Annotated in this window: 12 protein-coding genes; 7 read left to right on the forward strand and 5 right to left on the reverse strand. The window is 67.8% G+C overall.

Features of this window, described 5'->3' with window-relative positions; genetic code table 11:
* Positions 1-18: 18 nt before the first annotated feature.
* From ACN8ZM_RS20170 to ACN8ZM_RS20185, 4 genes are all read left to right on the forward strand, one after another.
* A complete protein-coding gene (locus ACN8ZM_RS20170; protein ID WP_420212176.1) occupies positions 19-1,755 on the forward strand; it encodes a chemotaxis protein CheA in 1,737 nt (578 codons plus the stop codon).
* A gap of 156 nt (positions 1,756-1,911) precedes the next feature.
* Positions 1,912-2,496 carry a hypothetical protein gene (locus ACN8ZM_RS20175; RefSeq protein ID WP_043179928.1) on the forward strand — a complete coding sequence of 195 codons (585 nt, stop codon included), beginning with the start codon at positions 1,912-1,914 and terminating at the stop codon, positions 2,494-2,496.
* 111 nt (positions 2,497-2,607) lie between these two features.
* Entirely contained in the window at positions 2,608-4,029 is a 1,422-nt protein-coding gene (locus ACN8ZM_RS20180) for a sigma-54 dependent transcriptional regulator (protein ID WP_043179926.1), read from the forward strand.
* Positions 4,030-4,163: 134 nt separating this feature from the next.
* A complete protein-coding gene (locus ACN8ZM_RS20185) occupies positions 4,164-4,670 on the forward strand; it encodes a hypothetical protein (protein ID WP_043179923.1) in 507 nt (168 codons plus the stop codon).
* 27 nt (positions 4,671-4,697) lie between these two features.
* Here ACN8ZM_RS20185 and ACN8ZM_RS20190 read toward each other — a convergent pair whose 3' ends face one another.
* Positions 4,698-5,192 (reverse strand): hypothetical protein, encoded by a 495-nt coding sequence (locus ACN8ZM_RS20190; RefSeq protein WP_043179921.1) that lies wholly within the window; start codon positions 5,190-5,192, stop codon positions 4,698-4,700.
* A gap of 403 nt (positions 5,193-5,595) precedes the next feature.
* Here ACN8ZM_RS20190 and ACN8ZM_RS20195 point away from each other — a divergent pair, with 403 nt between their 5' ends.
* Positions 5,596-6,267, forward strand: a complete 672-nt coding sequence (locus ACN8ZM_RS20195) for a LuxR C-terminal-related transcriptional regulator (RefSeq protein WP_420212177.1) — start codon at positions 5,596-5,598, stop codon at positions 6,265-6,267.
* Between the two features lie 134 nt (positions 6,268-6,401).
* Complete coding sequence (locus ACN8ZM_RS20200) at positions 6,402-7,292, forward strand: hypothetical protein (protein ID WP_420212178.1); 891 nt, start codon at positions 6,402-6,404, stop codon at positions 7,290-7,292.
* Between the two features lie 102 nt (positions 7,293-7,394).
* On the opposite strand, the gene ACN8ZM_RS20205 is transcribed toward ACN8ZM_RS20200, so the two are convergent.
* Positions 7,395-8,948: a methyl-accepting chemotaxis protein gene (locus ACN8ZM_RS20205; RefSeq protein ID WP_420212179.1), complete on the reverse strand. Its 1,554-nt coding sequence runs from the start codon at positions 8,946-8,948 to the stop codon at positions 7,395-7,397.
* A 250-nt stretch (positions 8,949-9,198) separates the two neighbouring features.
* Here ACN8ZM_RS20205 and panE point away from each other — a divergent pair, with 250 nt between their 5' ends.
* Positions 9,199-10,146: a 2-dehydropantoate 2-reductase gene (panE, locus tag ACN8ZM_RS20210; RefSeq protein ID WP_420212180.1), complete on the forward strand. Its 948-nt coding sequence runs from the start codon at positions 9,199-9,201 to the stop codon at positions 10,144-10,146.
* A gap of 35 nt (positions 10,147-10,181) precedes the next feature.
* Here panE and ACN8ZM_RS20215 read toward each other — a convergent pair whose 3' ends face one another.
* The 3 genes from ACN8ZM_RS20215 to ACN8ZM_RS20225 form a co-directional block, all read right to left on the reverse strand.
* Entirely contained in the window at positions 10,182-10,322 is a 141-nt protein-coding gene (locus ACN8ZM_RS20215) for a hypothetical protein (RefSeq protein WP_021158153.1), read from the reverse strand.
* A gap of 202 nt (positions 10,323-10,524) precedes the next feature.
* The gene (locus ACN8ZM_RS20220; RefSeq protein WP_043179911.1) at positions 10,525-11,109 is read right to left on the reverse strand and encodes a nucleotidyltransferase family protein; all 585 of its coding nucleotides are present in this window, start codon (positions 11,107-11,109) and stop codon (positions 10,525-10,527) included.
* A gap of 103 nt (positions 11,110-11,212) precedes the next feature.
* Positions 11,213-11,893, reverse strand: a complete 681-nt coding sequence (locus tag ACN8ZM_RS20225; protein WP_420212181.1) for a M15 family metallopeptidase — start codon at positions 11,891-11,893, stop codon at positions 11,213-11,215.
* Positions 11,894-12,003: the final 110 nt, after the last annotated feature.

Consider the following 12,003-nt stretch of genomic DNA (forward strand, 5'->3'; position numbering starts at 1 on the left):
CCTCGTCCGGAGAGTGAAATGAACAGCAACAGGATCAAGGTGGCATGCGCAGCGATGTTCGCGATGACCACGATTGGCGCCCAGGCGCAAACCGCCGATTCGACTTCGAGCGCGCAGTCGTCGACGTCGTCGACGGCGATCAGCCAGGGCGGCGGCTCGAGCATGAACTCGAACACCACGAGCTCGCGCGGCGGGAACGCCACCAGCTCCAGCGGGGTTCGCAGCAGCGGCAATTCGAGCGTGAACGTGAACGTGACGATGCCGTCCAGCACGAGCGGCGGCACGAGCGTGACGCCGCAGTCGCTGCAGTCGTCCGGCGCGCCCGGCACCAACCCGTACAACACCCAGTCGGCGGAAAACGTCAATTACTCCGGGACGCAGACGATCAAGACGAACCCCGCGATCCAGGCGCCGGGCCTCACGACCACGCTGTCCGATACCTGCATGGGATCGGTGAGCGTCGGCGTGTCGTTCCCGGGGTTCGGCGCGACGGGCGGCACGACACTGGTCGACCAGGCCTGCGTCCGGCGTCTCGATGCGCGTGAATTCCGTGCGATGGGCCTGACCGACGTGGCGCTTGCGCTGCTCTGCCAGAGCGACGCGAACCGGCGTGCGGTGGAAGCGACCGGGCACCTGTGCCCGGGCACGACCGCGCCGCTCGCCCGTTCGAACGTGGCGCCGAGCGCAGAAGCGACCGTCGCCGACGACGTGAAGTATCACGATCCGATCGTGCGCGACCGCATGGGCCTGCCGCCGCTGGGCGCTGCCGCGCCGGCACCGGCGCAGCCCCGCCCGGTGGCGACGACCTCGGTGCAGGCGGCACCCGTGTCGGTGCCGGTACCGGTGCCCGTGCCGTCGATGGCGCCGATTGCGGCCGCACCGGCTGTTGCAGCACCGGCGGTTGCAGCTGCCGCACCGGCAGTGGCGACACCTGCAGTGGCGGCCGCGCCGGCTGTTGCAGCACCCGCCGTTGCAGCCGCGGCACCGGCCGCAGCCGCAGCGCCCGCGGTGGCCGCCGCGCCCGCTGTCGCCGCCGCACCCGCAGCGTCGGTCGTACCGGCGGCCGCGATCGCAGCCGTACCGGCTGCCGCCGTGATCGCCGCACCGGCAGTGGCGGACAAGGCATCGCCGGTGCCTGCCGCGCCGGTTGCCGACACGAAGGCACCCGAGCCTGTGCAGCCCGTGGCCGACAAGGCACCGGAGCCCGTACCGGCGGTTGCCGACAAGGCACCGGAGCCCGCACCCGCGGTTGCCGACAAGGCCGCCGAACCCGCACCGGCGGTTGCCGACACGGCGCCCGAACCTGCACCGGCAGTTGCCGACAAGGCGCCCGAGCCCGTGCAGCCCGTCGCCGACAAGGCGCCGGAGCCGATCCCGGCAGCGTCCGACAACGCCGCGCAGGCCGCTGCCGCGCCCGCTGCCGACACGACGCCGGCTGCTGCCGTCGTCGCGGCGCCCGCAGCCGAGACCGCGATGCCCGCCCCGGCAGCCGATGCGAAGGCCGCCGAGCCGGCTCCGGTCGCCGCGGAAGCGCCCGCGCCGGAAGCCGCGCAGCCTGCCGTCGCCGCTGCGCCGGCCGACCAGCCGAGCGCCGACGCGAAGGTGCCGGACGAGGCCGCTGCGCAGCCCGCCGACATGCCGGCGTTGTCCGATCCGGCGCAAGGATTGCCGCCGGCTTCGGTCGACCAGCAGGCCGCTCCGGTTGCCCCGGTCGTGCCGGCTCCGGCTGTCATCTCGACGAGCACGTCGTCGTAAGTACGCGGGTCGGACTCCCGTGCGACCGGCACGCCGGCCGCACGGGCGTCGTTCGGACCCGATGCCCGACGGTCGTTTCCTGTTTGACGGGTGTTGGTCCCATCCCCGAGGTCAACACCTCTTTTTGCCCGACGAGGATGCAAGGAGGCCTCAATCATGAGGATCTTTTTGGTCGCTCTGTTGTTGTACAGCGCGCAAGCCGCCGCGCAGGCGGTATTTCAGAACCCGGCGGTCTTCGTGATCCTGGGCGAGCAGACCGCCGCGAACGCCGTGAGCGTCGAGCAGGCGCTGACGACGCTCGGTCGTGCCGACAACACGGCATGCGCGCCGATGATGATGATCGGCGATCCGCAGATGATCTACATGATGCCGGAGGAGGGTCACGCGCCGTCGTGGCAATCGCCGGTGTACGGCCGTGGTGCGCCGTTCGAAGCGCAGAACGGGCCGACGCCGACCGGCAAGACGATCGGCGCGATGCAGCATGCCGAGGACATGCAGACGCAGCCATGGAGCGACGGCAGCGCGATCACGCAGAAGATCGCCGGCGAGTCGAGCGTGACGGCGGCGGATCGGGTGAGCGGGTGGCAGCGCAACGGGCTCAACTCGATCGAGACGGCCCGTGCGACGGAAGTCACGGTGAACGGCAAGACCTACCGCGCCTATCGTGACGACCTCAACGGTTCCACGAAGCCGGTCGTCGAGCCGCAAATCTACACACAGCGCGTCGTTTTCTGCCGATAACGAAACGCCAATCCGAGGACGGCCCGGCGCCGCGCTGCGGGACCACGACGTCCCGCCCTGCGCGATCCGGCGACGGCCGTTTCGACAACCAACCCAAGCGACGAGGCCATCGTGAACTATTGCTGCCAGATCAGGGTATCGGGCCCGCAGGATCTCGAACGCGACGCGGGAACGGCGCCATTCGTCGCCGTCCGGCGCAACCATGTCGTACCGTCGCGGCCGCTCGTCTACCTGTCGCAGCAGCCCGATGCCGCGCTCGTCGACTGTCTCGCGTCGCGTGGCTGGGACGTGTGGCGCGCGAAAACCGTTGCGGACGCACTGAATCTCGTCAGGGCGAACCGTCCGCATGCGGGCATCGTCGATTTCGGCGGCTTCGCGTCGCCCGACGTCATGTCGTTCGAGGCGCTGCTGCGCGACCCGCGCGTCGGCTGGGTCGCGCTCGCCGACGACGAGCGGCTGCGGGATCTCGCCATCGCGCGCCTGATTCGCCACTGCTGCTTCGACTACGTGCGCAACGCGACCGCGTACACGACGATCGGCTATCTGGTCGGCCATGCATACGGGATGCTGAAGCTCGCGGACGGCAGCCCGGACGCCGATGCGGCGCCGCCCGGCGGCACGATGATCGGCTCGTGCAACGCGATGCGCCGGCTGTTCGCGACGATCCGCAAGGTCGCGAACACGGATGCCACCGTCTTCATCGCCGGCGAATCCGGCACCGGCAAGGAGCTGACGGCGGCAGCGATCCACCAGCAGTCGTTGCGCGCCGAGGCGCCGTTCGTCGCCGTGAACTGCGCGGCCATTCCGTCGACGCTGCTGCAGGCCGAACTGTTCGGCCACGAGCGCGGCGCGTTCACGGGCGCGCACCAGCGCAAGATCGGCCGGATCGAGGCCGCGCACGGCGGCACGCTGTTTCTCGATGAAATCGGCGACATGCCGTTCGAAAGCCAGGCAAGCCTGCTGCGCTTCCTGCAGGAAGGCACGATCGAGCGCCTCGGCGGGCACGCGTCGATTCCGGTGGACGTGCGGATCGTGTCGGCGACTCACGTCGATCTCGAGGCCGCGATGCAGGCGGGGCGGTTCCGTGCCGACCTGTACTACCGCCTGTGCGTGCTGCGCATCGACGAGCCGCCGCTGCGCGTGCGCGGCCGCGACATCATGCTGCTCGCCGACCACGTGCTGCGGCGCTATCGCGGCGACAGTTCGCACCGGATTCGCGGCTTCATGCCGTGCGCGATCGAAGCGATCCACAACTATCCGTGGCCCGGCAACGTGCGCGAGCTGATCAACCGGATCCGGTTCGCGGTCGTGATGACGAACGGCCCGATGATCTCGGCCGCCGATCTCGAACTGCAGCAGTACACGTCTCGGCAGCCGCCGACGCTCGCGGAAGCGCGCCGGCAGGCCGAGCGGCACGCGATCGAGGAAACGCTGCTGCGGCACCGCCACCAGCACGCGGACGTGGCCGCCGAGCTGGGCATTTCGCGCGCGACGCTGTATCGGCTGATGACCGCACACGGGCTGCACGGCTGACGCGCCGCGGCGCAGCCAGCCGCTCAAGACCGCGCGACGGCGGCCGTTAAGACAGGCAACGGCCCGTCCGGACCGCCGGCGCAGCGATGCGCGCGCGGCCGGCACGCGGCGCATCACGCTTATCCGAGGTTACCGTGGCAGAGTGCAGTCACTGCGGCAGGACGTTCCTGGTCGGCGGGCGGTCGATCGACGGCCGCCGCTATTGCCGTCCGGCGTGCGCCCGGGCGCATGCGATCGTCGTCGAGGCAGAACGGGTGCCCGACGCGAAAGTCTGGGAGTACGTGCACGACTGGCGTTACGGACCATGCCCGATCTGCCGTCGCGACGACCGGCCGGTCGATGTCCATGCGTCGCATCGCGTCGTGTCGTTGCTGTTCGTCACGCGCTGGGCGACGCGACGCCATGTGTGCTGCCGGCGTTGCGGCCGCCGGAAGCAGGCGGTCGCGCTGCTGGCGTCGGCCGCGTTCGGCTGGTGGGGGCTGCCGTGGGGCCTCGTGCTGACGCCGATCCAGCTTGCGCGCAACGCGCTCGGGCTGGCCGCGCGCGATCCGGAGGTCGCGACGCAACAGTTCGAGCAGCTCGTGCGACGCAAGCTGGCGGCGCGCCGGCTGCGGCGCGCGAGGCAGGGCGTCAGCGCCTGAGCGCGCGGCCCGGCGCGCAGCGCGCGATCAGGAGGCCGGCCGCTCGAAGCCCGATGCGACCCAGCGCTCGGCGCTGGCCTTGTTGAGCTTGAACCCGGCCGACACCTTCGCTTCGGCCAGCAGCTCGCCGTACGGATCGAAGGCCTTGAGCTGCGCGTACGGCTCGAACTCGTCCGGCACGATGTCGAGCGTCACCGACACATCCTGGTCGTCGTCGCCCTGAACCGTCACTTCCTTGTGCAGCATCGCGCGCCGCTGCTGCTCGTGCCGCATCAGCACCTCGGTCGCGGTCTTCACGAGCGTGCGGAACGCGTTCGCGTCCATCGGTTTCGGGTTCTTCTTGTCGCGGCCCATGGTCCACGGCCCGACGAGCGCGGGCTCGGACTCGCCGTCCTTGATCATCTCGACGGCCCAGCCGTCGTCGTCTTCGTTCTTGATGATGCGGGCCGTCCAGCCGTTGTCGCGCCAGAGGCCGTCTTCGTGGATGGAGGTGTCGTCGGATTGCAGGTCGGATTCGGTCATGGGGAAAGCGGGGAAGTACGGGCAGCCGGCGGATGGGCAGCCGGGAGCAGGGCGGTGGCGCGCGGCCGGCATCGGCGCGTCGCTCGCCGCCGGTGGCCCGGCGCGGCATGCAAAGGGTGCAATTTTACCTGCTGGCCGGCCGAGTGGCCCGCACGGCCCGCCACGTTGGCCATCCGGCCGATGCCTGCCGATGCCGGCTGCCATGTGTCGGGCGCTCGAACCGGCGCAAATATCAAACTCGTATTACGTCCCGGACGGCCGATCCCGATACCGTCCGATATCCCGTCCGCGCGCGGCTTCATAGAATCGACGTTCAGGCTAAAAATAGCCTGAACGTCCTTTCAACGCCAAACCGGCCATGCGCGTTCGCGTCGCGTGGCTGGCGAACCACCTGGAACTGCGCATGAGGAAATTCAATGTTCGTATCGTCTTCGCGTACGACTGGCCGTTGACGCTGGCCGGCATCGAGCAGGTCGCCGGCAGCGGCGGTGCGATCGAGCTCGTTGCGGTCTACCGGAGTGTGGCCGAACTGGTCGCGTCGTTCGGCAGTGTCGACTGCGATGTCGTGCTGGTCGACTATGCGGTTCGCGGAGACGCGCAGATGGACGGCCTCGCGCTGTTCGACTGGCTGCGGCGCACGCGTCCGAACGTCGGGATCGTCGCGCTGGTCGCGAACGAGAATCCACTGATCTTCGGGTCGATCCTCGCGGCCGGCAGCGTGAGCATCGTCAGCAAGTTCGACGAGGTCGGCCATATCGTCACGGCCATTCATTCGAGCTACAGCGGCGGGCGTTACCTGTCGCCGCTCGTCAGGCGCGCGGTCGACGCATGCGCCGACCGCGGCGAGGCGCCCGCGAAGCTGACGGCGCGCGAGATCGAGGTCATTCGCCTGTATCTGTCGGGGGTGCCGATCAAGACGATCGCGCACCGTCTGAGCAAGGGCAAGCAGACGGTCAGTGCGCAGAAGATCAGCGCGATGAAGAAGCTCGGCGCGAACAACGACGTCGAGCTGATCCAGCGGGCGGCGGGGCTGGGGCTCGGTGGGGCGTCGGGCATGTCGAGGGACGCTTGCTGAACAGCGCGCGATCACATATTGAGTCGGAGTGCGAATAAATATCGTACTCATCCTATAGACAACGAAATTCTTGCCGGCAACTGTCTATGGTCCGTCGACGTACAGGGTGTCCGAGTCTATGACCCAAAAGGAACATGCCCAATGTCCGTATTTCCTTCCTTCATTCATCAATCAAGCTTTACGCAATGGTGCAGCAACTCCATACGTTGCCGACCGATGTGCCCGGCGTGTTTGATCCGACGTACAAAGGCAACATGCAAATGATCTGCACGCATGCCGCGTTCATTTGCACCTACCTTTCTCCACTTGATGCGGTCATGGGTTCCCGAGCGCTCACGCGCAACGACGGCCATTTTTGGCCGATCGACTTTCGGCAAGTCGATACCCGTCATTTCATCGAGCGGCAAGGCCGATTGTCAGTCGCGGTGAAATCCGCGAAGCGACACATTTTCACGACACCATGTCTTCCACTGACGACAAATACACCATCACACCGCTTCTGGCGCCTTGGGGCCGGTCGAATCCTGACTTGGCAATTAACAACGCCGATAGCATTGCGGGGTACGTTGTCGATGGTGATTACTAAATTCGCAGTTGCCGCCGCGCTCGCGTTGACCTGCGTACAAGCATTCGCCGCATGTGACGGCGCATCGAACATGCCCGCCCACTACATCGATATTGTGTTCGATACGGATTCGAGCGCAATTTCGCCGGCCGAGCTATCACGGTTGTCCGAATGGTCGATCGACCTGCACAAGCGCTTTCCGATCATCGATACCGTGTGGTTGAACGGGTTGGCCGAACGGACCGAACATGACGCACAACAGCTTGCGACGCGACGAGCCGAAAGCGTGATGTCGGTCTTGGATCAATATTCGATCCACGGCGAGAATCGCGCCTTGGCCGGCAAGATCTTCAAGCCGGACAAGTTTGGTCAATCCGGGCGACGCGTCGAGGTCAACGTTAGTCCGGGGTGCCCGAATCACTGCTGCCCGAACCTGAATCCCGTACCGAAGACGCAGTGACCTACCACGGGACACGACGTGTAGACACGAGGACATCCCGATCGATGCCGATCGAGCGTGCGGGCCAGGCGCAGGAAAACCGGGCCCGCACGCTTTCAAGGCCTACGTCGGCAACGCAAACCGCGTCACAGCATCCCGCAGCGCCTCGGCCTGATCGCGCAACGAATGCGCGGCGGCCGCGGCCTCTTCGACGAGCGCCGCGTTCTGCTGCGTGACCTGGTCCATCTCGCCCACCGCGCGATTGACCTGCTCGATCCCGGCGCTCTGTTCGCGCGACGCGTGGCTGATCTCGTCGAGGATCTCGTTCACGCGCCGCACCGACTGCACGATCTCGGCCATCGTCTCGCCCGCATTCGTGACGAGCGCCGCACCTTGCTCGACGGTCTCGTTCGACGACACGATCAGCGTCTTGATCTCCTTCGCGGCCGTCGCCGAGCGTTGCGCGAGCGAGCGTACCTCGGCCGCGACCACCGCGAAGCCGCGGCCCTGTTCACCCGCCCGCGCGGCTTCGACGGCCGCATTCAGTGCGAGGATGTTGGTCTGGAACGCGATCCCGTCGATCACGCCGATGATGTCGCCGATCTTGTGCGAGCGGTCGGTGATCTCGTTCATCGTGCGCACGACGTCGTCGACCACCGCGCTGCCGCGCGTCGCCACCTGCGCGGCCTGGTCGGCGAGTGAGGCCGCCTGCGCGGCGCTGTCCGCGTTCTGCTTCACGTTCGCGGTCATCTGGTCCATGCTCGACGCGGTCTGCACGAGCGCCGCCGCCTGTTCCTCGGTGCGCTGCGACAGGTCGGTGTTGCCGGACGCGATCTCGCTCGCGCCGACGTTGATGTTCTCGGTGCCCATCCGCACGCGCGACACCATGTCGATCAGCCCGCCCTGCATCGTGTGCAGTGCATGCAGCAGGCTGCCGCGATCGTCTTGCTTCACGGTGACGCGCGCGGTCAGGTCACCCTGCGCGATGCGCTGCGCGGCGTCGAGCGCCACTTCCAGCTCGCCGCCGAGGTTGGCGCGTACGCTTTTCAGCACCATCACCATCACGGCGGTCGCGATCCCGCCGAGCACGGTCGTCATCGCGAGCCAGCGGCCGATGCTCTCGAGCACGGCCGAGCGCACGTCGTTCATGTACATGCCGGTCACGAGATACCAGTCCCACGGTGCGAAGCGCTGCACGGCGCTGGTTTTCTCCTGCGGCTTGTCGGCGCCCGGCTTCGGCCACAGATATTCGACGAAGCCCTTGCCGCCGTCCACGTTGCCGGCTTTCACGATCTCGACGAACAGGTGCTTGCCGTTCGGATCGGTGAAATTCGACACGTCCTTGCCGTTGAGATCGGTCTTGATCGGATGCATCACGATCACGGGCTTCGAGTCGTTGACGGAAATGTAGCCGTCGGCGCCGTAGCGCATCGCGGCGATCGCCTCGAGCGCCTTCTGCTTGGCATCGGCTTCCGGCAGCGCATTCTGCTGCGACAGCTTGTAGTAATGGTCGGCCACGCTCGTGGCCTGCGCGACCAGCGACGCGAGCTGGTCGCGGCGGTCCGTGATCATCGATGCGCGCGTCTGCCAGGCGCCGAGCCCCGCGATCACGAGCAGGCCGAGCCAGAGGATGACGATCATCGAGGCGAGTTTCTGATTCAGGGAAAGGTTGCGCATGGTGTGTGGTCGGTCGGTCTTGGAAGCTCGCCGAAGCGGCGTGACGGGATAGATGTCTTGACGGCGCCCGACGCGGGTCGCCGTAGACGGGTTATCCCTAGGAACCGGTACCGGCGCCGATGCCTTCGACGCCGATACGGGTATCTATGCATATGCATAACGGGCGTCGCTATACTGTCGGGGCGATTGCATGCGCGCCGCGGGCCCGGCCCGGCGGCGCGGCGGCGAATGAAACCGAAAGGAGGCAACGATGCGAATTCTGGTGGTAGGGGCCGGCGCGGTCGGCGGATACTTCGGCGGCCGGCTGGCCGCGGCGGGGCGCGACGTGACGTTCCTGGTACGCGACGGCCGCGCGGCCGCACTGGCGCGTGACGGGCTGCTGATCCGCAGCCCGCGCGGCGACCTGACGCTCGCGAACGTGCAGACCGTGCGCGCGGGCGATGTGGAAGCCGGGGTCGCGCCGTTCGACCTCGTGCTGCTGAGCTGCAAGGCATACAGCCTCGACGACGCGATTCTCTCGTTCGCGCCGTTCGTCGGCCCGCAGACGCTGATCCTGCCGATGCTCAACGGGATGCGTCATCTCGACGTGCTGCGCGAGCGGTTCGGCGCCGCGCAGGTGCTCGGCGGGCTGTGCGTGATCGCGGCGACGCTCGATCGCGAGCAGCGCATCGTGCACCTCAACGACACGCACGGGGTCACCTTCGGCGAACTCGCGGGCGGTGAATCGCCGCGCGTGCGCGCGGTAGCCGACGTGCTAGGCGGCGCGGGTTTCGATGCGACGCTCAGCGACAACGTGGCCGCGCGGATGTGGGAAAAGTGGGTGTTCCTCGCGACCCTTGCCGCGAGCACGTCGCTGTTCCGCGGCTCGGTCGGCGACATTCTCGCCGCGCCGGACGGCCGCCACCTGCTCGAGACGATGCTCGCCGAATGCAGCGCGATTGCCGAGCACAACGGCCACCGGCCCGACCCGGCCGCCATCGAGCGGATGCAGCGGATGGTGCTGACGCCGTCACCGCTGACCGCGTCGATGCTGCGCGACGTCGAGAACCATGCGCGTGTCGAAGCCGATCACGTGATCGGCGACCTGCTCGCGCGCCGCGACCCGCAGGCAGCCGATGCGCTGTCGCTGCTGCGAATCGCGTACAACCACCTGAAGGCATACGAAGTACGTACGGCGCGTGAGCACGCGGCCGCGTAGGCACCGGAGCGGGCGGTCGCCCGGCCGCCCGGCGGCTAGACCGGATCCTTGCTCGGCGGTCCGTCCGGTTGTTGCGGGTTGTCGTGATGGCCGGGCGGCGACGACAGCGGGTCGTCTTCCGGGTCGCGGTTCGGGTCGGCCGGTGGCTCGGGCGTCGGGGTCGTGTGATCGGTCATGGAGAACTCGCGAAGTGCGTGACGGCGGTGGCGCGGCGGGGGCGCCTCGTCTCCGTTATAGCCAATCGGGCATGCGTTTGCAGCGGGATTGTTGCGGCGGCGGTCTTTCGTCTGCGCAATCCGTACATGGGCGGTTTTCGTGCAGGAATCTGCTGCGTCGGAGCGGGTCATGCGTTGCAGCGCGAACGCTGCGTGGTCGCGGTCAGCGCAAATCCGCCGGCGTGTCGACGTCGCGCACGATGCCGGGATCGTCGACGTCGAGCAGCTTGACCGGTGCGCTGGCGAACAGCGCGCGGGCGCCCGTGTCGCCGTCGAGGGCGGCGAGCGCATCGAAGTGGTGCGCGGCGAAACCGACCGGATGGCCGCGCACGCCGCGATGCGCGGGCGCGACGATCGACGCGCCGTCCGCGTCGAGCGCGCGCGTGACGGTTTCGTAGGTGGACGCCGCGATCCACGGCATGTCGCCGAGCGCGACGAGCCAGCCGTTCGACTCGGGCGTCGCGCGCACGCCGGCCGAGAGGCTCGCGCCCATGCCGCGCAGCGCATCGGGCGCGTAGACCACATGGCAGCCGGCTTCGTTCAGCAGCATCGCGAGTTTTTCGGCGCCGGGACGCACGACGGCGATCACGTCGGCCGTGACCGCCGCGAGATGGCGGGCGGCCGCGACCGCCACCGGCGTGCCGTCGGGAAGCGGCGCGAGCAGCTTGCTGTGCAGGCCGCTCGGGTCGAAGCGTTGACCGAGGCCGCCGGCGAGAAGGACGCCGGTGGCGAATGACGCGTAGGACATCGGCGCGGGGGAGAGTGAAGCAGGTGCTGCGATTGTGCGGGAGCGAGCAGGGATCGACAAGTGAGGATGTTACCGAGACGGGCGCGTTTCGTCGGAAAGAATGTCAGCGCGCGGCTTCGTCGAGCATGTCTTCCTCGACGGGACCGTAAATTGCGTGCGATTGATGGTGCATGACGGCCCAATAGCGGTCGCCGAACGACCAATGCCACCATTCCGACGGGTAATTCGTGAAGCCGGCGCCCGTCAGTGCGGCGATCAACACCTGGCGATTGCGGGCGGCCGCACGGCTGATGAACGGGTTGTGCGTGTAGCACGCGCCGGATGATTCCTGGTCGGTGGCGTCGAGCGCGGAGCCCATGTCGAGCTCGATGCCGTCCGGCGAGATCAGTGTGAGGTCGACGGCTGCGCCCGTCGGATGGGCGGCGACTTCCGGCGGTGCGACGTAGTGGCTCGTGAGTGCGACCAAGGTGTCTTCGTCCGGCAGCGGATTCAGCGTCCGGCGCAGGTGCGCGAGATGCCCGGTGAAGTAGTGGCGCTGCAGGGCCAGCGGACGATAGCCTTCCTTGACGTACAGGCGCAGGCCGTCGGGCAGCGCGTGCGCGGCGGCGATCAGCCGTTCCGCCACGCCACGGCGCACTTTCAGGAAATGCGGGCTCTTGTTGGCGACATCGTCGGGGCCGGGAACGACGGCGATGCGGTCATGGAAGGCTGCGAGATCGACAAACCCTTCGTGCGACTCCAGCAGGGCGATCGACCGGACAACGGGATCGGAGAGCGAAATCACGATAGTGGACGAAATGGCGCGATGACGGTTGTGGGCCACGAGCCGGCGGAGAGACAGGCCGATGTGGTTTTTGTCAGACGAATCGCCAATATGCCAGAGTCCGGCGGAGG

It is taken from the genome of Burkholderia aenigmatica (assembly GCF_048627025.1).
Lineage (GTDB): Bacteria > Pseudomonadota > Gammaproteobacteria > Burkholderiales > Burkholderiaceae > Burkholderia > Burkholderia aenigmatica.

Coding starts and splice junctions, on each gene's coding strand:
- ACN8ZM_RS20170 (WP_420212176.1), top strand. CDS start 19: ATGAACAGCAACAGGATCAAGGTGGCATGCGCAGCGATGTTCGCGATG.
- ACN8ZM_RS20175 (WP_043179928.1), top strand. CDS start 1,912: ATGAGGATCTTTTTGGTCGCTCTGTTGTTGTACAGCGCGCAAGCCGCC.
- ACN8ZM_RS20190 (WP_043179921.1), bottom strand. CDS start 5,192: ATGACCGAATCCGACCTGCAATCCGACGACACCTCCATCCACGAAGAC.
- ACN8ZM_RS20195 (WP_420212177.1), top strand. CDS start 5,596: ATGAGGAAATTCAATGTTCGTATCGTCTTCGCGTACGACTGGCCGTTG.
- ACN8ZM_RS20200 (WP_420212178.1), top strand. CDS start 6,402: ATGCCCAATGTCCGTATTTCCTTCCTTCATTCATCAATCAAGCTTTAC.
- ACN8ZM_RS20205 (WP_420212179.1), bottom strand. CDS start 8,948: ATGCGCAACCTTTCCCTGAATCAGAAACTCGCCTCGATGATCGTCATC.
- panE (WP_420212180.1), top strand. CDS start 9,199: ATGCGAATTCTGGTGGTAGGGGCCGGCGCGGTCGGCGGATACTTCGGC.
- ACN8ZM_RS20215 (WP_021158153.1), bottom strand. CDS start 10,322: ATGACCGATCACACGACCCCGACGCCCGAGCCACCGGCCGACCCGAAC.
- ACN8ZM_RS20220 (WP_043179911.1), bottom strand. CDS start 11,109: ATGTCCTACGCGTCATTCGCCACCGGCGTCCTTCTCGCCGGCGGCCTC.